Origin of the sequence: Sphingomonas lenta (assembly GCF_002288825.1) — a bacterium.
In the GTDB taxonomy this organism is placed as follows: Bacteria; Pseudomonadota; Alphaproteobacteria; order Sphingomonadales; family Sphingomonadaceae; genus Sphingomonas; species Sphingomonas lenta.
Map to the genome: position 1 here is coordinate 718,269 of NZ_NSLI01000002.1, position 19,877 is coordinate 738,145.

17 protein-coding genes are annotated in these 19,877 nt (G+C 69.8%); 9 read left to right on the forward strand and 8 right to left on the reverse strand.

Features of this window, described 5'->3' with window-relative positions:
• Positions 1 to 71 precede the first annotated feature (71 nt).
• On the forward strand, positions 72 to 869 hold the full coding sequence (locus tag CKY28_RS06730; protein WP_217989556.1) for an endonuclease/exonuclease/phosphatase family protein: 798 nt from the start codon (positions 72 to 74) through the stop codon (positions 867 to 869).
• Positions 870 to 945: 76 nt separating this feature from the next.
• Complete coding sequence (locus CKY28_RS06735) at positions 946 to 1,167, forward strand: hypothetical protein (protein ID WP_141243868.1); 222 nt, start codon at positions 946 to 948, stop codon at positions 1,165 to 1,167.
• 45 nt (positions 1,168 to 1,212) lie between these two features.
• Here CKY28_RS06735 and CKY28_RS06740 read toward each other — a convergent pair whose 3' ends face one another.
• From CKY28_RS06740 to CKY28_RS06775, 8 genes are all read right to left on the reverse strand, one after another.
• Complete coding sequence (locus tag CKY28_RS06740) at positions 1,213 to 1,839, reverse strand: SOS response-associated peptidase (protein WP_095997523.1); 627 nt, start codon at positions 1,837 to 1,839, stop codon at positions 1,213 to 1,215.
• 13 nt (positions 1,840 to 1,852) lie between these two features.
• A complete protein-coding gene (locus CKY28_RS06745) occupies positions 1,853 to 2,194 on the reverse strand; it encodes a hypothetical protein (protein ID WP_095997524.1) in 342 nt (113 codons plus the stop codon).
• Positions 2,191 to 2,448: a hypothetical protein gene (locus CKY28_RS06750; RefSeq protein ID WP_245841656.1), complete on the reverse strand. Its 258-nt coding sequence runs from the start codon at positions 2,446 to 2,448 to the stop codon at positions 2,191 to 2,193. The genes CKY28_RS06745 and CKY28_RS06750 overlap by 4 nt, the downstream gene beginning before the upstream one ends.
• Positions 2,449 to 2,477: 29 nt before the next feature.
• Positions 2,478 to 5,744: an error-prone DNA polymerase gene (locus tag CKY28_RS06755; protein WP_095997525.1), complete on the reverse strand. Its 3,267-nt coding sequence runs from the start codon at positions 5,742 to 5,744 to the stop codon at positions 2,478 to 2,480.
• Positions 5,744 to 7,540: a Y-family DNA polymerase gene (locus tag CKY28_RS06760; protein WP_095997526.1), complete on the reverse strand. Its 1,797-nt coding sequence runs from the start codon at positions 7,538 to 7,540 to the stop codon at positions 5,744 to 5,746. The genes CKY28_RS06755 and CKY28_RS06760 overlap by 1 nt, the downstream gene beginning before the upstream one ends.
• A complete protein-coding gene (locus tag CKY28_RS06765) occupies positions 7,455 to 8,225 on the reverse strand; it encodes an ImuA family protein (protein ID WP_176472981.1) in 771 nt (256 codons plus the stop codon). The genes CKY28_RS06760 and CKY28_RS06765 overlap by 86 nt, the downstream gene beginning before the upstream one ends.
• Before the next feature lie 184 nt (positions 8,226 to 8,409).
• Positions 8,410 to 9,063, reverse strand: coding sequence for a S24 family peptidase (locus CKY28_RS06770; protein ID WP_245841657.1), 654 nt, complete (start codon positions 9,061 to 9,063; stop codon positions 8,410 to 8,412).
• A gap of 119 nt (positions 9,064 to 9,182) precedes the next feature.
• Positions 9,183 to 9,806, reverse strand: a complete 624-nt coding sequence (locus CKY28_RS06775; protein WP_095997527.1) for a lytic transglycosylase domain-containing protein — start codon at positions 9,804 to 9,806, stop codon at positions 9,183 to 9,185.
• A gap of 129 nt (positions 9,807 to 9,935) precedes the next feature.
• Here CKY28_RS06775 and CKY28_RS06780 point away from each other — a divergent pair, with 129 nt between their 5' ends.
• From CKY28_RS06780 to CKY28_RS06810, 7 genes are all read left to right on the forward strand, one after another.
• A complete protein-coding gene (locus tag CKY28_RS06780) occupies positions 9,936 to 10,826 on the forward strand; it encodes a DUF7146 domain-containing protein (protein WP_245841659.1) in 891 nt (296 codons plus the stop codon).
• A gap of 68 nt (positions 10,827 to 10,894) precedes the next feature.
• Positions 10,895 to 15,178, forward strand: coding sequence for a strawberry notch family protein (locus CKY28_RS06785; RefSeq protein ID WP_095997529.1), 4,284 nt, complete (start codon positions 10,895 to 10,897; stop codon positions 15,176 to 15,178).
• Between the two features lie 33 nt (positions 15,179 to 15,211).
• Complete coding sequence (locus CKY28_RS06790) at positions 15,212 to 15,445, forward strand: type II toxin-antitoxin system Phd/YefM family antitoxin (RefSeq protein WP_176472982.1); 234 nt, start codon at positions 15,212 to 15,214, stop codon at positions 15,443 to 15,445.
• Positions 15,442 to 15,900, forward strand: coding sequence for a PIN domain-containing protein (locus tag CKY28_RS06795; protein WP_095997531.1), 459 nt, complete (start codon positions 15,442 to 15,444; stop codon positions 15,898 to 15,900). The genes CKY28_RS06790 and CKY28_RS06795 overlap by 4 nt, the downstream gene beginning before the upstream one ends.
• Before the next feature lie 80 nt (positions 15,901 to 15,980).
• Entirely contained in the window at positions 15,981 to 18,383 is a 2,403-nt protein-coding gene (locus tag CKY28_RS06800; protein ID WP_217989557.1) for a ParB/RepB/Spo0J family partition protein, read from the forward strand.
• A gap of 127 nt (positions 18,384 to 18,510) precedes the next feature.
• Entirely contained in the window at positions 18,511 to 19,431 is a 921-nt protein-coding gene (locus tag CKY28_RS06805; RefSeq protein WP_095997532.1) for an ArdC family protein, read from the forward strand.
• Positions 19,432 to 19,480: 49 nt separating this feature from the next.
• Positions 19,481 to 19,858, forward strand: a complete 378-nt coding sequence (locus tag CKY28_RS06810; RefSeq protein WP_095997533.1) for an antitoxin Xre/MbcA/ParS toxin-binding domain-containing protein — start codon at positions 19,481 to 19,483, stop codon at positions 19,856 to 19,858.
• The last annotated feature ends 19 nt before the right edge of the window (positions 19,859 to 19,877 follow it).

Consider the following 19,877-nt stretch of genomic DNA (forward strand, 5'->3'; position numbering starts at 1 on the left):
CTCCGTCCGGCGGCGGGACGTCTGCTAACGGCACCGCTACGCCGGCCCGCCTCAAGGTCGCGAGCTGGAATGTGGAACACCTGGCCGAGCGCGACGGCGAGGGCTGCCGGCCCAGGCAGGAAGCCGACTACGCCGCACTGCGCGGCCACGCCGAGGCGCTCGGCGCCGACGTGATCGCGTTCCAGGAGGTCGAGTCCAAGGCCGCCGCCGAGCGGGTGTTCACGCCCGACAAGTACGAGGTGGTGATCGAGGAGCGCGCCAGCGCGGGCGCACAGGGCGGCTGCTACGGCATGCCCGGCCAGCGGCTCCGCCCGCAGAAGGTCGGCTTCGCAATCAGGCGCGGGGTGCCGTTCACGCGCAACCCCGACTTCACCGCACTCGGGCTCGGGAACGACAACCTGCGGACCGGCGTCGACATCTCGGTCGGGGCTTCGGCCCCGCTCCGCATGCTCGCCGTGCATCTCAAGTCGGGCTGCAACTCGGGCCGGGCGCCCACCGACCGCGACTGCGACACGCTGTTCGCCCAAGTGCCCGTGCTCGAGCAATGGATCGACACGCGGGGCCAGGAGGGCGCGCCAGCGCTGGTGCTCGGCGACTTCAACCGACGCCTGGCCAGCCGGAACGACCTCGTCTTCACCGACCTGGACGACGGCGAGCCCGCGGCCTCCGACCTGTCGCTCGCGAGCGGCACGGCGGGTGCGACGTGCAAGTCCAAGTATCGCGAGTTCATCGACTTCGTCGTGCTGAACAAGTCAGCCGCGGAGCAGGCAGTCGCGGGCAGCTTCCAGGAGTACACCTACGACCTGCCCGAAGAGCAGCACCCGTCCGACCACTGCCCAGTGTCCGTGTCGCTCCGAACGGCGTCGTGAGGCGTCCGGAACGCGCGCACCTCCATCCATCAGAACCGTTCAACGCTTGAACCGCCCCCAAGCGGCTGTGGAGACCATGATGCGCTTCGTGCAGATCGACATCCTGCCCTCGGGCAAGGCGCTCGTCGACATCGACAAGCTCACCCACGCGGTGCCGGAGGGCGAAGGCACCCGCCTCTTTCTCGGCGCGCAGCATCTGGACGTGCTGCACACGCTTGAAGAGCTGGAGAATTTGCTCGCGGGACGCGAGCGGACCGACAACGGCGAGACCAGTCGGGCCGGGTTCGGGCTGCGTTAGCTATCGCCGCAGCCCAACTGCGGTCTCGGCCCAGTCGATCGTTGCTTAGGCGACCGACATCAGCTGGGACGGGAACGCGGCCTGCAGCGCCAGCACGTCTTCCATGCTCCCGCGCAGCCAGCGGTCATGGTCCTCGGGCAGCAGGATCACCGGCATGGCTTTGGGGTGCTTGGGCGCAACCAGCGGATTGGGCTCGGTCGTACAGAAAGCGTATACCCGGTCGTGGTCCTGGTCGACCTTCCACACGCCCGCGAAGCAGGGCAGCTCCTGGTCGGCGACCGAGAACCACCAGTTCGTGTCGCCGGGAGCGGCTCGGTCCTTGACCGCCTTCGGCTCGGCGAAACGGGCGAAGGGAACGAGGCAGCGGTGCTCGGGCTTCAGAAGCCACGACCGCCACATGTTGTTCTCCAAGTTTCGGGCGTTCGTCCACCAGTCATAGAGGAAGGGCAGCTCTCCTTCCTTGGCGGGGCGCTTGCGCGGCTTCCTGGTCGGGAACCCCCACTTCATGGTGCTGAGCACCCGCTCGCCGTCTTCCAGCCGGACGACGTAGCCGGGCTTGCCGGGTGCTGCGTAGTCCTTCTCCACGTCGAGCTCATTCCGCTCGTCCCAGCGCGCTTGGAAGTAGGTCAGATACTCCCAGCGCTCGACCTTGAGGTTGTACAAGTTGCACATGCGCGCGATCCGATCACGACCGGTAGCGCGACACAAGCCTTCGCCACTCGTGCTTGTCGGGATAGGGTGGCTGCGGCCCTTCCGGCATCTCGCGGGTTACCGTCCAGCTCGGGCGGACGACCCGGTCGTTTTCGTCGCGACACCGCTCGCAGCAGAGCCGCTTCGCCACCTCACCGAGCGCATTGTCCCATCCCTTGCGCCGGAACAGCCACCAGAGCGCGGCCGCGTCCATCACCCGCGACCGTTCGCAGCCCGGACAGGTCAGCCGAAGCGTCCGCTTGTGGAGCGCGCACTGCTCCAGCGTCCGGAGCTTGCGGCCGACATGATCGACGTCGGCGGACGGCGCGGCGCTCACGAGCTCGTCCCCTCAGGGTAGCGGTCCGCCGCCTTGAGCTGGCGACAGATGCCGTTGAACCCCGCCGTCGTCCCCTGGGCCCGACCAATGTCGTTGTCCGCACCGGCCGCGTCCCAGAACGCCTCGAGCGGCCATTTCTCCGGGCAATGGTGGAGCAGGCAGCGGAGCGCGAGCCTGACCTCGACCGTGTTCACCTTCGCCTCGCCCGAACGCGCCATGGCGGCGCGCAGGATGCGCAGCGACAGGTCGATCACGACCCGCTGATGCAGCCCCCAGGAGATTCTCACCGGAAGTCATGGCTCTTCACGCGGATCACGTCCTCGGGATCCATGCCGTCGGCGTGCGGCGGCCAGTAGCAATCGCGCGGGGATGGGCTCCAGCCGGCGTCGCCGCGATCGGGAGATCCCGCATGGCGCGCGCCGTCGCCGCGCCCGGTCCGGTGCGGGAACGACATCGCGCCGACCTGGGCGAGCAGGTCGCCGCGGTCGACGATGCGGTCGCAGATGACGTGGATGACCTCGCCCTCGCGCTGGACGCGACCCTTCATGCCGATCATCGGCGCGCTCATCACCGTGCGCCGCTGCGCTTCGAAGCGATCGGGCCATAAGATGCCGTTGGCGATCCCGGTCTCGTCCTCGATGGTGATGAAGAGGACGCCCTTAGCGGAGCCGGGCTTCTGACGGACGAGGATGACGCCTGCGACCTCGACGTGCCGCCCATCACGCATCTGCTCGAGATCGGCGCAGCGGGTCACCCCCTGGCGGGTCAGCTCGTCGCGAAGGAAGCTTAAGGGATGCGCGCGAAGCGACAGCTGGAGCGACCGATAGTCCTCAACTACCTCGCGCCCGTCGGTCAGCGGCCGAAGGACGACCTCGGGCTCGAGCCCTTCGACCGAGAAGTTGCTCTCCCGCTCGTCGGCGGCCGCGAACAAGGGCAGCGGCGCCTCGCCGAGCCCCCTCACCTTCCACAGCCCCTGACGGCGATCATGCCCGAGCGAGTGGAAGGCGTCGGCTTCGGCCAACCGCTCGATCGCGGCGCGGGGCACGCCCGACCGCCGCCAGACCTCCTCGACCGAGCCGAACGGCGCCACGCCGCGGGCGACGACGATCGCGGCGCCGTGGATGTTGGCGAGCCCGCGCACCTGACGGAAGCCGAGCCGCACCGCCAGGTGACGGCCGCGGGTCCGCTCCAGGGTGCAATCCCAGCGGCTCGCGTTGATGCACACCGGCCGGACCTCGACGCCGTGTCCTTGCGCGTCCCGCACGATCTGGGCGGGTGCGTAGAAGCCCATCGGCTGCGCGTTCAGGAGCGCAGCGCAGAACACGTCCGGGTGGTGGTGTTTCATCCATGACGACGCGTATGCGATCTTGGCGAAGCTGGCCGCGTGGCTCTCGGGAAAGCCATAGGAGCCGAACCCCTCGATCTGCTTGAACGTGCGCTCGGCGAAGTCGCGGGGGCACCCGCGCTCGACCATGCCTTCGACGAGCTTGTCGTAGAAGTGGCTGACGCCCCCGGTGAACTTGAACGTCGCCATGGCGCGCCGGAGCTGGTCGGCCTCGACCGGCGTGAACCCGGCACCGACGATCGCCACCTTCATCGCCTGCTCCTGGAAGAGCGGCACGCCCAAGGTCTTCTCGAGCACACCGCGGAGGTCGGGATGCGGGTACTCCGGCTTCTCCAGCCCCTCGCGCCGGCGGAGGTAAGGGTGCACCATGTCGCCCTGGATGGGACCGGGACGCACGATCGCGACTTGGACGACGAGGTCGTAGAAGCGCGCCGGCTTCATCCTGGGCAGCATCGATATCTGCGCCCTGGACTCGATCTGAAAGGTGCCGAGCGTGTCCGCCTTCTGGATCATGGCGAAGACGTCCGGGTCGTCGTCCTGGAGGTCAGCCAGGCCGATCCGGATCCCCTTGGCCTCCTCGAGCAGGTTGAACGCCCGGTTCATGCAGCCGAGCATGCCGAGGCCCAGAACGTCGACCTTCATGAACCTCAAACAGTCGATGTCGTCCTTGTCCCACTCGATGATCTGCCGATCGTCCATCGCCGCGGGCTCGATGGGGACCAGGTCGTCGAGGCGGTCATGGGTGAGCACAAAGCCGCCCGGATGCTGCGAGCTGTGCCTGGGCGTGCCGATCAGCTTGCGCGCGAGATCGAGCGTCAGCTGCAGCCGGCGGTCGCTCGCATCGAGGTTGAGCTGCTCGACATGTTTCTCGCCGACGCCCTCGGCCGACCAGCCCCAGACCTGGCCGGCGAGCGCGCCGGTCAGGTCCTCAGGGAGGCCCAGCGCCTTGCCGACGTCGCGCACCGCGCCGCGCGCGCGGTAGCGCGTCACCACGGCCGTGAGCGCCGCGCGGGTGCGGCCGTAGGTCTCGTAGATCCACTGGATGATCTCCTCGCGCCGCTCGTGCTCGAAATCGACGTCGATGTCGGGCGGCTCCCTCCTCTCGCCCGACACGAAGCGCTCGAAGAGGAGCTCGTGCCTGATCGGATCGATGCTGGTGATCCCGAGCACGAAGCAGACGCACGAGTTCGCGGCCGAGCCCCTGCCCTGGCACAGGATGCCGCGCCGCCGCGCCTCGGCGACGATGCTGTTCACCGTCAGGAAGTAGGGCGCGTAGCCGAGGTCGCCAATGAGCCGGAGTTCGTGGGCGATCTGGCTGCGATACGCGTCAGGCACGCCGTCGGGGAACATACGCTCCGCGGCTTCGCGCGACAGCTTCTCCAGCGCGCCTTGCGCCGTCATCCCCTCGACCACGCGCTCGTGCGGATATTGGTAGCTGAGTTCACCCAGATCGAAGCGACAGCGGTCCGCGATGTCGCACGTTGCTGCGATCGCGTCCGGATAATCGGCGAAGCGGCGCACCATCTCCTCCGGAGATTTCAGCGCCCGATCGGCATGCGCCTCGCGCCGGTAGCCCAGCTCGTCGACGGTGCACTTCTCCCGGATCGCGGTGACCACGTCCTGGAGCACGCGCGCCTCGGGTGCGTGATAGAGCACATCGCCGGTCGCGACCGCTCGAACCCGCGCCGCGCGGGCCTGGGCGGTCAGGCGATCGAGGCGAACGGCGTCCTCAGGCCGCCGACGATGGCTCAGCGCCAGATAGGCGCGATCGCCAAACAGGTCGGCGAGTTCGCCCAAGTGGAACGCATTGGTATCGTCGGGCTCATCCGGTACCAGGATCGCGATTAGGCCTTCAGCCCAGGCCGCCACGTCCGCCCAGCCGAGCGTGCATCCACCCTTCCCCGCCCGTGCCTTGCCGATGGTGAGCAGCCGGGTCAGCCGCGACCAGGCAGGCCGGTCGGTCGGGTAGAGGAGCAGCCGCCAACCATCGTCGAGATCAAGGCGGGCGCCTGGGATCGAGCGGACGCCCGTGGTCTTGGCCGCCTCGTAAGCTCGGACCATGCCGCCGACGGTGCCCAAATCGGCGACACCGAGCGCGTCATAGCCGAGCAGCGCCGCGGCCGCGAAAAGCTCCTGCGGATCGCTGGCACCGCGCAGGAAGCTGAAATGCGTGAGCATCTGCAGCTCGACATAGGGCGCTGCCATCAGCCGAAGACCCCGTGGAGCCACCAAGACAGGTTGCCGGTGGCGGCGTCCACGCCGTCGCCGCGCCGGAACACCCAGAAGCGCTGCCCGGACACGTCTTCCAAGCAGAAATAATCCCGCACGCCCCACACCTCGTTTTTGCTGCGCCACCATTCGCCGTGGATGCGCTCGGGCCCGTCGGCGTTCGCCACGCGGTAGATTTGCCCGCGCCATTCGAAGCGGCGGGGCGGCTGGTCGGGAAGCAGCGCCACCACCTGCGCCAGCAGCTCGGGCCGCGCGAGCAGGCGGGCAGGCCGCCTCCAGGCCGGCCAGCCGTCAGGCCTCGCCAGCGGCGCCGCCCTCGCCACCGCGCGTTCGGGCACATGGCTCTCGACCGAGCCGATCCGGAACAGCGCGTCACGACCCGCCCGGCCCGCGAGCGTGTCGACCAGCTTCGGCACATCGACGGCCTGAGCATCCCCGGCCAGGATCGTAGCCAGCGACGTGGCCCCGAGCGGTTCGGTGTGCGTGGCCGTCAGCGCGAACTTCTCCAGCCCCAGCCCCGGATCGAGGCGCTCGATGCGCATCGAGAGAAGGCGCAAGAGGTGCTTGGGGTCGCGGTTCGGGCGCGAGGTGCCGATCGAGACCTTCTGCTCCGCGCCGTCCACCCGGTCGCACGCGAACTGCAACGCGCGCGCGCCGAGCCCGCGCGCCCGGAGCAGCTCGACCAACTCGTCGAGCAGGTCCGCCATGACCTGGCCGATCTGCTCCGCCGCGCCGATCGGCTCCAGCAGGCGACGCTCGACCGCGGGCGGCGCCTCGTCCACCACGGGCACGATCGGCTCAGGCGTACGGCCGAGCGCCTCGTCGAGCCGCTCGACCGTCACCAGCCCCAAGCGCCGGGCGAGCGGCCCGCGCGGCATCGAGATCAGGTCGCCTATTCGCTCGAGCCCGAACCGGCGCGCCGCGGTGAGCGCATCATTTGGAACGCGAAGCGCCGCGAGCGGCAGCGGCAGAAGTGCTTCAGCCGTCTGAACCGGAGGCACGAGGCTGATCGGCTCGGTGCCGTACCGGGCGATGGCGTGCGCCGCGCCCGGCGTGTCGGCGACCGCGACGCGCGCGGTGAACCCCGCCCGGCGGCAAAAGGCGACGATGCGGCGGCAGAGCCGCTCCTCGTCGCCGAACAGGTGCGCGACGCCGGTCAGGTCGAGCCAGAGCCCGTCATGGCCCGAGACGCTGGCTACCGGCGTCCAGCTCCGCACCGCGCGCAAAGCAAGGCGCTCAAGCAGGTGTGCGTCGGCTTCCCGGTCGGCCGGACGCACGTCCAGATCGGAGACGAGCACGCGCGCGTGCGTCGCCGCCATGCCGACGCCGATACCCAGAGCGAGCGCGGCCGGGCACGCCGCCGCGACCTCCTGCCGACGTCCGACGACGTCGACGAGCACCAGCGGTCGCCGGCCCTGCGCCTTGACGACAGGAGACTGCTCCGAAACGCATGCATCACCGTCCGGCATCCGCCGGAACGGATGCTCGGCTGCCTCCGATCGCCGCCCGAGCTCCCGGATCGAGGGTTGCCGATGCGCCGGTAACGCCGCGATCTCCGCCTCGACCGCGCCGCGCGTGCAGGCGTCGTCCCGCGCCCAGCGCGCGCCCGGGCGCCAGCCGCCGCCGCGCGGCACCGAGCAGGCGCCGGGATCGTCGTCGACCGGCGGCTCGAAGCGCCGCCGCGCCTCAGGCCGCGAGATGCTGGGACGTTCCTGCCTGCGCAGCCGCTCGATGGCGAGCTGGGGCAGGAACAGCGAGGCGACCCGTCGCATCGCAGCCCTCCACGATCCAGGAACAAGCCTCGCCGCCCCGCTGGCGGACGAGGTCGACCGCCCATCGCGACCGGCCGACGCCGGCCACGCGGAGTGGGGTCGAGGGCGCACAGCCCACGCGCCATCGCGTCGAGGCCGCCGAGGGCTCCTCGAACGGCTCGCGCCCGAGCTTGCGCCAGCGACGGAACAGGATGACCGGCACGCCCCTGGCGGCGGCCGCGAGCTGGAGCCGGCGGGTGGCGACCATGGAGGCGCGCCGCACTTCGCCGATCACGACCGCGGGCGAGCCGTCGCGCACCGCGTCCTCGATCAGCGCGAGCAGCGCATTGTCGTCCCGGAGCTCCGCGTAGAGCACGTCGGCCGGCCTCAGCCCCGCCTGTTCGAGACCCGGCGCATAGAGGTCGAAGCGAGTGGTCGCCCACAGCGCCTGGCCAGTCGAAGCGGCCACGAAACGCGCGGCCACGCCGGCGATGAACAACGTCGCGGCCGCATCGTCGGCGAGCGATGTCGACGCGCCAGCGACCTCGTGCATTCCGCCGACCGCCAAGCCACCAGCGGCCAAGCGGTCGTCGACCGCGTCGATGCCGAAGGCGAGCACGCCGTGATCGACGTTCCGCTCGGTGACGGCGTCAACCTTGGAGCGGAGCTCGGCGAGTCGGTCGGCTTGGGCGGGTACGGTCAGCATGGAATTACGGCTACTCTCGTTCACTTTATGTTCCGTTAGCGAACCGACCTCGTCAACGCCCGATCGACTCCGTGCGCGACGAAGCTGGGGATAACTCCAGCATGGGCTGCCCCTCCGCGACCGAGCAGGATCAAGGATGGCGAACCTATCGAGGCGGTGACGTCGAAAGCCCCACGCCGCGCCATCAGTGCCGCCCCGCCGACCACACGACCCGCCCGATCACCGCGATCGTGGACACGTCCACATCCTCCCAGCTCGGATAGGCCGGATTGTCGCTGCGGACCGAGATACGGCCCTTCACGGGACTGCAGGCGATCCGCTTCACATGGAGATCGTCCCCGCGCCGAAGGACGTAGATGCCGTCCCGGAGACGCGATACGCCGTCGTTGCGATTGACCATGATGTCGTCGCCGTCGCTCAGCGTCGGCTCCATCGAGTCACCTTGCACCTGGATCAGCGATAGCCCGTCCGGGCTCCCATGGGCGAGGTCGCGCAGCCAGCGTTCGCTGAAACCGAACGTGTCGGAGGCGAACTCGGAGAACGCCGTGGCTCCGGGACCAGCCGAGGCGCGGACGTCGAGACGCGGCACCTTGCGCAGCTTCTTCTTGTCGTCGGCCTGCGGATCGGCGCCCAGCATCGTCTCGGGTACGCCGAGCGCCGACGCGATCACGCGCCGGTCGCGTTCGTCGAGCCTGCGGGGAGTGCCGCGATGGATGAACTGGCTGATATAGGACGGGTTGCGCCTGATCATCCGCGACACCGCGGCATAATCCCAGCCGCGCTCGCGAATGACCTGATCGAGATAAGCGCGGGGGTCCTGGACGACGGGCGTTTGCACGAGCCACCTCTGGCTGCTGAAAGGTTCGGATCGGAGGGTACACCGGATCTCAGGCGGGTCCGTCGTCCTCCGCCGCATACGCGCGGCGACGGAGCGGCGCTGCCGCTCGGTGCTAAGCATCAGAAGCTCTCCCGCGACGACAACCAGCGGCCGATCACCCGGCTCACATAGACCGGCGTCTCACGATTGCCGGGAATGCCGCCGGCCTTAGCGACTGCCCCTGGCCCGGCATTGTAGGCTGCGAGCGCCAGCGATACCGAGCCGAACCGGTCGAGCATCTGGCGCAGGTAACGCGCCCCACCCTCGATGCTCTGGACGGGGTCGAACCGGTCCGTGACGCCCAGATCCACGGCCGTTCCCGGCATGAGCTGGGCAAGCCCCGCGGCACCGGCGCGGCTGACCGCGAACGGCAGGTACGCGGACTCCGTCGCGATCAGCGCGTCCAACAGCCCCAGCGGCAGACGGTGACGGTTCTCGGCGCTGTTGATCCAGGGAAGCACGCGCTCGCGCGCCAGCGACGTCGCCGGTCGCCTCGCCGCCACATGCGGCCGGAGCGCCGACATCGAATGGACCGTCGCGGCGGGCGCGAGCGTCGGCTGACGAATTGCGATCCGGTGCTCGATCAGCGCGAAGCCCGGCGCGTCCGGCGCGAAATCGGGTTCCGGCTCCGCCGCGTGCGCGGCGGACCCGAGCAGTGTCGCAACGGCCAGAGCCGTTCGACCTAAGCGATTGGGCGTGAACATGATGGTCGTCCTTGCTCGCATTCTGCCCTTCCGCATAGAACATAGACGGAACAGACAAGCGGATGACAGCGGCCGCGGGAGGTGAGGCGGCGGGGCAAGCTGACGGAAGCTCGCAGCAGGAGAAGGCCCGTGGGCACCTCACCTCACCCTTTCAGTCTCGCCGATGAGGGCCGATTCATCGTCGAGCATCTCGGCGGGCGCTGGTCGCACGGCGGCGGGATGTGCCGCTGTCCCGCCCATGCCGACCGCTCGCCATCCTTGAGCGTCCGGGTCGGGACGACGCGTCTGCTCCTCCACTGCTTCGCCGGCTGCGCGGCGCCGGACATCCTGCGCGAGCTCCGGCGTCTCGGCCTGCTGTCCGGCCGGCCGGCCGTTCATGGACGCGCGAACGATTTCGCGGGCCACGCGAAGGATTTCGCGCGCGCCGCGACGCGCGTCTGGCGCGACGCGCGAATCATCGCGGGAACGCCAGCGGAGCGCTATCTGCGGAGTCGCGCGATCACCCTGCCCTCGCCCGAGCTCCGCTACCATCCGCGAGCACCCCACGGACCCAAGCCGTTCACGCAGTTCCGCCCCGCGCTAGTGGCCGCGGTGCGCGACGACACGGGCCTGGTCGGCGTTCACCGCACCTTCCTTGACCGGCGCACCGGCCGGCTGGCGCAGCTGCCCGAGCCGAAGCTTGGGCTCGGCCGGTTCGGCGGCGGCGCCGTCCGGCTTGGCGGGTCAGGTCCACGGCTAGGGCTGGCCGAGGGTCTGGAGACGGCGCTGTCCGCGGCCATGCTGTTCGGCGTGCCGTGCTGGGCCACGCTCGGCACCGAGCGCTTCCGTCACGTGCGACTGCCGGGCGGCATCGAGGAGCTCATGCTCTTCCTCGATCACGACGCAGGCGGCAGGCGCGCGGAGCGGCTGGCGCGCGACGCGCACGCCGCCATCCCGGTGATCACCACCTACTTCCCGCGCCGCTGGAGCTGCGACTGGAACGACGTGCTCCGCGCAAGCGTGCAGGCCGACGCGGCCTGAGAGGAGAGGGATCGGCAGGTCTCGCGACCCGACCGCGGCGATGGAGCCCGGCGGGCCGGAGACAGACCATGGCCAGCCTCGCCCTCGACCTCCCCTCTGCCCCGCCACCCCATGTCGCCGTCGCGACGCGCCTCGCCGACTTCCTGCGCGCCGGCGAGCCGATCGACGCCCGTCTCCTCCGCCAGCTGTTCGAGGCCGCCACCGGCCGCTCGGACGCGGACGCCGGCTGGTCGATGCGTCACGCCTATGACGCGCTCGAGCTCGCCCAGGCCAAGCTCGCGAGCGATCCTGCGTCCGGACTGCTCGCGGGCAGTCCGCGCACCGTGCTCGACAGGCTCGCCCGGATCACGGCCTCGCTTCCTGTCCAGAGTCACCGGAGCGAGGATCAGGTCGCTCTTCAGCAATTCTCGACGCCGCTGCCGCTCGGCTATCTAGCGGCCCTCGCCGCGGCGCCGCGCGCGGGCGAACTCCTGCTCGAGCCCTCGGCCGGCAACGGCCTGCTCGCCGGGCCCGCATCGGCGCGAGGCGTGACGCTCGTCCTCAACGAACTCGATCCGCACCGCCGGTCCGGGCTCGTCTCCGTCTTCCCCGAGGCACCAGTGTTCGGTCACGATGCCGAGCTCATCGACGACCTACTCGCGCCCGGTCTCCGGCCGAGCCTCGTCCTGATGAACCCGCCTTTCGCGCGCTCCAGCGGGCGCGGGAACGATCGACATGCCGCCGCACGGCATCTCCGCGCGGCTATTCGGCGGTTGCGACCCAATGGGCGGCTCGTGGCTTTGATGCCGGAGGGCTTCGATCTCCGCGCTTGGTGCGCCGCTTACCGGGGCGACGTCGCTCCCAGGCTGGACGCGTTCATCGACCGTGGCGCGTTCGCACGACATGGGACCGGGGTCGCGGTGCGCCTTGTCGTCCTGGACAAATTCGCCGGACGGGAGCCTGCCCAGCTGATACGCGCGACCATGCTCGGCGACCTGATCAAGCCGCTGCTCGCGCTCGCGGCCGATCGCGGCGGGGGATCGGCCGTTGTGGCTCCACGACCGGCAGCGCAGCCACTGCCAACCCAACGCGCCTCTTCGCTGTTCGGCCGAACGGCGCGGCCAACCAAGCCTTCACCCCTCCTGCCCCGGTCGCCCGCAGCGGCATCTGCCGACGCCGAACCGGTCCTGGTCGAACCGCTCGACGAGCCGGCACCGGCCGACGCCCAGGTCGGCATCTACCTTCCCTGGCGCGCCAGCCGCTTGAGACTGCCCGGCGCGGCCGACCACCCGACGCCGCTCGTCGAATCGCTCGCCATGGGCTCGATCGCGGCACCCAAGGTGGGACACCGCCCCCTGCTCCCGTCCCGCCTCGTCGCGGACGGGCTGCTGTCCGAGGCCCAGCTCGAGACGCTCGTCTATGCCGGCGCCGCGTTCGAGCGCGACCTGCCCGGCCGCTTCGTCGCGGACGAGGAAGGATGCGGCCTCAAGGTGTCCGAGGCCGGCCAGTCCTATCGCTGCGGGTTCTTCCTCGGCGACGGTACGGGTGCCGGCAAAGGACGCCAGATCGCGGGCGTGATCCTCGACCATTGGCTCCGGGGCCGCCGGCGGCACATCTGGATCTCGAAGAATGAGACGTTGCTCGAGGATGCTCGCCGCGACTGGACGGCGCTCGGCGGGCTCGCGCTCGACATCCAACCCCTGTCGCAATGGAAGCTGGGCGTGCCCGTCGAGCTCGACACCGGCATCCTGTTCCTCACCTATCCGACGCTGCGCTCGGGCCGCGAGGACGCGACGCGCCTCGCCCAGATCCTTGCCTGGGCGGGCGAGAGCTTCGACGGCGTGGTCGCGTTCGACGAGAGCCACGCCATGGCGAATGCGCTTGGCGGCGAGGGCTCGCGCGGCCGGGTGAAGGGCTCCGAGCAGGGCATGGCGGGCCTCCGGCTCCAGAACAACCTGCCGCGCGCGCGCGTGCTCTACGCGTCCGCTACCGGCGCGTCCGACATCGCCAACCTCTCCTACGCGGCCCGGCTCGGCCTCTGGGGGCCAGGTACCGCCTTTGCAGACCGCGAGGCGTTCATCGCCGGGATCCGCGCAGGCGGCATCGCCGCGATGGAGCTGGTCGCCCGCGACCTGAAGGCGCTGGGCCTCTACCTCGCCCGAGCGCTGTCCTTCGCGGGCGTCGAGTATGACCTGCTGGAGCATGCGCTCACCCCCGATCAGGTCGCGACCTACGACGCTTATGCCGACGCCTGGGCCATCATCCACCGAAACCTGGAGGAGGCGCTGGAGGCGACCCGCGTCGTCGACGGCGAGAACGGGGCGACGCTCAACAGCAACGCCAAATCGGCCGCGCTGTCGCGGTTCGAAGGAACCAAGCAGCGCTTCTTCGCGCAGCTGCTCCTCTCCTGTAAGCTGCCCAGCCTCCTTCCCGCGGTCGAGGCCGACCTCCAACGCGGCGACGCCGTCGTCGTCCAGCTCGTCTCGACGGCGGAGGCGATGCTCGACCGCAGGCTGGCCGATCTCGACCCGCTCGAACGCGAGCTGCTCGAGATAGACCTCAGCCCCCGCGAATATGTCGTCGACTATCTCGTAAGCGCGTTTCCGACGCGTCAGATGCGCGTCTTCACCGACGCGGAGGGCAACAGCCGTTCGGAGCCGATGAGCGACGAGGAAGGTCGCCCCGTCCACTGCCACGCCGCGATGGCCGCGCGCGACGCGCTCGTCGAACAGCTCTGCGCCCTGCCTCCGATCGGCACCGCGCTCGACATGATCATCGAGCGTTTCGGGACAGAACAGGTGGCGGAGGTGACCGGCCGGACGCGGCGACTCGTCATCGGCGCTGACGGCAGCCAGAAGCTGGAGCGCCGCACGCCCCGCGCCAATATCGCCGAGGCGCAGGCCTTCATGGATGGGGCCAAGCGCGTGCTCGTCTTCTCGGACGCGGGCGGGACGGGCCGCAGCTATCATGCGAGCCTCACCGCCCGAAACCAGGCGCGACGCATCCACTATCTGCTCGAGCCAGGCTGGCGCGCCGATGCCGCGATCCAAGGTCTCGGCCGCACCCACCGGAGCGCCCAGGCGTCGGCACCGCTCTTCCGGCCGGTGACGACCGATGTGCGCGGCGAGCGGCGGTTCATCTCCACGATCGCGCGCCGGCTCGACAGCCTGGGCGCGCTCACCCGCGGCCAGCGCCAGACCGGCGGGCAGAACCTGTTCGACCCCGCCGACAATCTGGAGAGCGACTACGCCAAGAGCGCGCTGACGGCCTGGTACCGTCTGCTCTTCGACGGCAAGCTCGGCTCGACCACCTTCGAGTTGTTCCAGGAGCGCACCGGCCTGCGGCTCGAAGCCGAAGGCGGAGGATTGCGCGAGGACCTGCCGCCGATCCAGCGCTGGCTGAACCGCATCCTGGCGCTGCCGATCGCGCTTCAGAACGCAATCTTCGATGAGTTCATGGGGCTGGTCGAGGCGCGGGTGTCTGCCGCGCTCGAGGCGGGCACGCTCGATCTCGGCGTCGAGACGCTTGCCGTCGAGCGCTTCAACATCGTCGACGACGCGGTGATCCGGACGGACGCGGTGAGCGGCGCGACGAGCCATCTGCTCAAGGTCGAAATTGAGCGGCGCGGCAAGCCGATGCGTCTCGACGCCGTCCGGCAGTTGGCGGCCAAGCGCCCGGACGCGCAGTTCGTGCTCAACGCCCGCTCGGGCAAGGTCGCGCTTCGCGTCAACGCGCGTAGCCTACTCGACCAGGAAGGCAGCTCGATCGGGCGTTACGAGCTCATCCGGCCCGGCAAGCGCGAGCACGTCCGGCGCGATCAGTTCGAGGAGTCGAGCTGGGGGCCGATCGACCGCGACAGGTTCGGGGCCGAGTGGGTGCGGGAGGCGGACGAGATCGCCGCCACGGTTGATCACGAGACCCTTTACCTCGCGACCGGACTCCTCCTGCCGATCTGGGACAAGCTGCCCGCCGACCATGTCCAGGTGGTCCGGCTCGTCGACACCGAACGCAAGTCATCGCTCGGCAGGTACGTGCCCGTTGACGCCGTGACTTCGCTCGGGCGAGCGCTGGGCGTCGGCTTGGACGTTAAGCTCGATCCTCGTCAGCTCGTGAACGTCATGTTGAAAGGCGGCAAGCCGGTTGTGCTGGATGTTACCGGCCTCACGGCCAAACGGTCGCTGGTCAACGGTTCGCAACGGGTCGAGCTGCTCGGCTTCGAGCCCAAGCGGCTGCCCGAGTACAAAGCGCACGGATGCTTCGTCGAGATCATCCGATATCAGACCCGGCTCTTCGTCCCGCTCGACCGGGCGAACGCAATCCTGACGGCGCTGACAAGCTGGCGGCCAGCCGGCTCGACACGCGCGTCCTCATGATCTATTTAGGTGTTACCACTAGAAGGGACCGACGTGGAACGCGCGATCACAGCAAGCGACGCCAACCAGCGCTTCTCCGAGCTGCTGCGCGAGGTGCAGGACGGCGAGACCTTCGTCGTCACCTCGCGCGGCCGCCCCGTCGCCAAAGTGGTTCCAGTCGATGATCTCGACCGGCAGGCGCCCGCGATCGACGCCCTGCTCGCGCATGTCGAGACGCTGCCCCGGCGTTCGCTGGCCGGCTGGGCGCGCGCGGATCTCTACGAGTGAGCCGCGTCGCGCTCGACACCAATATACTCGCCTATGTCGCCGGCGTGAATCGCCACCCGGACGACGCCGCCAAGATCGACGCATCCCGCACATTGCTGAAGCGGCTGCGCGGGCGCGCGTCACTGGTGGTCCCGGTCCAGGTCATGGGCGAGCTGTTCGTAGTGCTCACCCGTGCCGGCGCCAGCCGTGGCGACGCGCGTGCGACGGTTCTGCGCATGACGGAGGCGTTCGGCGCCGCCGACAGCAGCGCGTCCGCGCTCTTCTCCGCGCTCGACCTCGTCGCGGCGCACCAGCTTCAGTTCTGGGACGCGCTGATCCTCAACGCCGCGGCGGAAGCGGGCTGCACGCTTCTGCTGTCCGAAGACATGAGCAACGGCTTCAGCTGGCGCGGCGTGACCGTGCTGAACCCGCTCGCGGCGACGACCGACGATCGGCTGGCGCGGCTTTACGCCTAAGCGCTCAAGGAGAGGAAAGGCTGGCGCCGGGCAGGTGAGCCTCGGGCGCAATCGGGCGTCCGGGCTCAGGAGCCTGACCGATGATCCAGACGATACCGCTCAACAAGCTCGTCGCGTCCAAGCGCAACGTGCGCCGCCAGTCCGACCCGCTCGCCGACGCCCAGCTCAAGGCCGACCTCCAGGGGCGCGGCCTGCTCCAGAACCTCGTCGTGACGGTGGCGGCGAAGCCGAAGGGCAGCTTCGCGGTCGAGGCGGGCGGCCGCCGCCTGGCCGCTCTCAAGGCGCTCGCCGCCGACGGTGCGCTGCCAAAGGATCACGGCGTGCCCTGCCTCGTTCTGACGGATAGCGGCACCGACGCGGCCGAGGCGAGCCTGGCCGAGAACTTCCAGCGGCTCGCCATGAACCCCGCCGACGAGTGCCTCGCCTTTCAGGCGCTGATCGAGCTCGGCTCGGATGTCGACGGCATCGCGCGCCGGTTCGGGCTGACGACCCGCTTCGTCGAAGGGCGGCTCCGGCTCGCTAACCTCGCGCCCGTAGTCTTCGAGGCGCTGGGTCGCGGCGAGATCAGCCTCGATATCGCCAAGGCGTACGCCGTCACCGCTGATCGCGAGCGCCAGGCGCTCGTCTTCGAGCAGATGGCGCGCAGCTATTCGTCGCCCCACCCCGACAGCATCCGGCGCATGATGACGCAGGCGACCGTGAGCGGGGCCGATCCCCGCGCCCGTTTCGTCGGCGAGGACGCGTATCTCGCGGCGGGCGGCCGGGTCGAGCGCGATCTCTTCTCCGACGAGGCGTCCGCCCGCTGGCTCGACGTCGCGATCCTGGAGCGATTGGCGACCGAGAAGCTCGACGCTGCGGCGGCCACGACGGCGACCGAGACCGGCCTCGCCTGGGTCAGGCCCTCGCTCGACGAGCATGTCGGCTGGGAGCGGACGGAGGGACTCCGGCGACTGGTGCTCGACGCGCCCGAGCCGACGGACGATGAGAAGGTCGAGATCGAGCGGCTCGAGGCCGAAGCGACCGACTGTCAGGGCGTGCTCGAAGACGAGGAAGCAAGCGACGAGGAGCGCGCGGCGGCCGACACGCGTCTGGACGAGATCGAGAGCCGGATCTCGGCCCTGGCCGAGAAGGCCCCGGTGCTGGCCCCCGAGCAGCGCGAAACCGCCGGCACCTTCCTCGTACTCGGTCGCGACGGCGTGCCGCGGCTGCACAGCGCCTTCTACGCAGGAAAAGCCGAGACCCCGCCCGAGCCCGCTGTCGGGGACGCGGCGGCAGGAGAGCCGGCCGAGACTGATAAGCCGGCCGCGTTGTCGCAGCGGCTGGTTGAGGAGCTCGCGATGCAACGTCGCGACGTCCTGGCCGCACATGTCGCGGCCGACCCGGATTTCGCGCTCGACCTCGCGATCTTCCTCATGGCCGACCAGCAGACCGGCTACCGGTCCGAGCGCGTCGGCTCGTCGCTGCGAGCGGCCAAGCCGCAGGATCCGGTGATCGGGTTCAAGACGCCCGACGCGGCCGCTTCGATCGAGCGTGACCGGCAGCTCGCTGCGCTGGATCGGTCCTGGGCCGACGGCGAGTCGCTCGCGGCGCGCTTCGACGCCTTCCGGCAGCTTCCGCCCGACGCGCGGGCGGCCTGGCTGGGCGTGCTCGTCGCCGGGACGTTGGAGGCGAGCGCCAATCTGCCTGGCCAGCACCTCTGCCGGTTCCACGATCACCTCGCAGGACTGCTAGGCATCGACGCCGCCGCCTGGTGGCGCCCGACGGCGACCGGCTATTTCGACCGGGTCACCAAGCCCGTCATGTTCGACGCGCTTCGCGACGTCGGCGGCCCGGTGCTGGCTGCGCGGTACGTGTCGTCCAAGAAGGCCGATCTCGCCGCGACCTGCGAGAAGATCTTCTCGGGCGACTTCATCGGTGAGGTCGAAGTTAAGGCGGCGGCGGTCGCCTGGGTGCCGGATGCGATGCGCTTCGGTCCGATCTCGCCGGTCGAGATCGGCGAGCCGCAACCGGCGACGGAGCCGGAGGCGGCTGCTCGGGTCGGCAAGACGACGAGCTCGACCATGTCGCAGTATCTGGCGCTGAAGTCGGAAGCAGGCAACGCACTTCTCCTCTACCGCATGGGCGACTTCTTCGAGCTGTTTTTCGAGGACGCCAGGGCCGCGTCGCAGGTGCTCGACATCGCGCTCACGACGCGGAGCGAACCCGGAGGCGACCCGGTGCCGATGTGCGGCGTGCCGGCGCACGCCGCGACCAGCTACGTCGCCCAGCTCATCAAAGCCGGCCACCGCGTCGCCATCGCCGAGCCGACCGAGACGCAGGCGGAGGCTGAGGCTGCACGCGGCCCGGGAGCCCTGGTCGGGCGCGGGATCGTCCGCGTCGTAACGGCGGCCTCGACTACTGACGAGGTCGGGGACGACGGGTCCGAGACCGGCGGTGGCGACGGCACTGACCAAGCGGAAGCGCAGGATCGCGAAGCCGCCTGACAACTTCTGAGGACGGCCGGCCTGGGGCGACTTCCCGATCGGGAGGTCGCCCCTTTTCGTGCCCGATCAGAGGAGAGCGGGCCCGGACGGGCACGAGCCTGAAGGCTCGTCGATCAGGAGAACCGTCATGCACTCCCAGACCAACCCTCGGCCCAACCCGGCCGAGACGATCACCCGCGCCATCATCGAGCGGCTCGAAGCCGGCGTGAAGCCCTGGGTTCAGCCCTGGACCGGGGCGTCCATCTCGCGACCGTTGCGCGCCTGCGGCACGCCTTATCAGGGCATCAACGTCGTATGGCTCTGGATGACGGCCCAGATGGGCGGCTTCGCCTCGCCCTACTGGATGACCTATCTTCAGGCCCAGAAGCTCGGCGGGCAGGTGCGACGCGGCGAACGAAGCACGATCGCCGTCTTCTATAAGAGCTACTCGGCCGAGGTGGAGGACCGCAACACCGGCGAGACCCAACAGGAGGCGCGGCGCGTCCTGAAAAGCTTCCCGGTCTTCAACGCGTCGCAGGTCGACGGGCTGCCCGAGCGCTTCTCCCCGGCCCCGCCCGCGCCCGTGCAACCGGCCGACCGCGACCCCGCGCTGGCCGCCTTCTTCGCGCAGGTGCCGGCCTCGCTCCGCAACCAGGGCGTCGAGGCCTATTACGAGCCCGGCGTCGACCGGATCACCATGCCGCCCGAGACCCTGTTCCGCGACCTCGACCATTACTGGGCGACGCTCGCCCACGAGCTCGCCCACTGGACGGGGCACCGGACGCGGCTCGATCGAGACCTGGGCCAGCGCTTCGGGACGAGCGCCTATGCGATGGAGGAGCTGGTCGCCGAGCTCGCGTCGGCGCTCATCGGAGCCGATCTTGGCCTGCCGGTCGCGCATCTCGACCACCACGCCAGCTACATCGCATCGTGGCTGAAGGTGCTCCGCAGCGACAGCCGCGCCGTGCTCACCGCCGCCGCGAAGGCCGAGCAGGCCGCCCAGCTGATCCTGTCGCTCGGACGCCCGACTGCGGAGCACAGGTTCGAACCGGAGCTTCTCGCTGCCTGACGTGTTGTTCTATGGAACAGAACTGCTATATCTTGTTCAGGAGAACAACATGGCCACCGTGCTCACGACGAGACAGGACGACCGGGAACGCGCGCTGAGCACGGCGGTGGCGCGCATCGCCGAGCACTGGAAGCTAACGAACGAGGAGCTCGGCCTCATACTCGGCATATCGCATCCGAGCGCCTCGCGCCTGCGTGCGGGCAAGCTCCAGCTTGAGGCTCGGTCCAAGTCGTTCGAGGCGGGGCAGTATCTGCTCCGCCTGTTCCGCAGCCTCGACGCGCTGATGGGCAGCGACGATCAGGCGAGCCGCTCATGGCTCCGCACGCCCAACCTCGATCTGGAGCGCGCGCCCGTCGAGCTGCTGTCCACCTTCACGGGCCTGTCCCGGGTCTGCGACTATGTGGACGCCTTCCGCGCTCGCGTCTGAGTTCCAGGCCTATAGGGAG

Excerpts from the sequence above, each read along its gene's own strand:
- CKY28_RS06755 (WP_095997525.1), bottom strand. The coding sequence starts at position 5,744 with ATGGCAGCGCCCTATGTCGAGCTGCAGATGCTCACGCATTTCAGCTTC.
- CKY28_RS06800 (WP_217989557.1), top strand. The coding sequence starts at position 15,981 with ATGATCCAGACGATACCGCTCAACAAGCTCGTCGCGTCCAAGCGCAAC.
- CKY28_RS06740 (WP_095997523.1), bottom strand. The coding sequence starts at position 1,839 with ATGTGCAACTTGTACAACCTCAAGGTCGAGCGCTGGGAGTATCTGACC.
- CKY28_RS06775 (WP_095997527.1), bottom strand. The coding sequence starts at position 9,806 with ATGTTCACGCCCAATCGCTTAGGTCGAACGGCTCTGGCCGTTGCGACA.
- CKY28_RS06810 (WP_095997533.1), top strand. The coding sequence starts at position 19,481 with ATGGCCACCGTGCTCACGACGAGACAGGACGACCGGGAACGCGCGCTG.
- CKY28_RS06765 (WP_176472981.1), bottom strand. The coding sequence starts at position 8,225 with ATGCTGACCGTACCCGCCCAAGCCGACCGACTCGCCGAGCTCCGCTCC.
- CKY28_RS06805 (WP_095997532.1), top strand. The coding sequence starts at position 18,511 with ATGCACTCCCAGACCAACCCTCGGCCCAACCCGGCCGAGACGATCACC.
- CKY28_RS06785 (WP_095997529.1), top strand. The coding sequence starts at position 10,895 with ATGGCCAGCCTCGCCCTCGACCTCCCCTCTGCCCCGCCACCCCATGTC.
- CKY28_RS06735 (WP_141243868.1), top strand. The coding sequence starts at position 946 with ATGATGCGCTTCGTGCAGATCGACATCCTGCCCTCGGGCAAGGCGCTC.
- CKY28_RS06760 (WP_095997526.1), bottom strand. The coding sequence starts at position 7,540 with ATGCGACGGGTCGCCTCGCTGTTCCTGCCCCAGCTCGCCATCGAGCGG.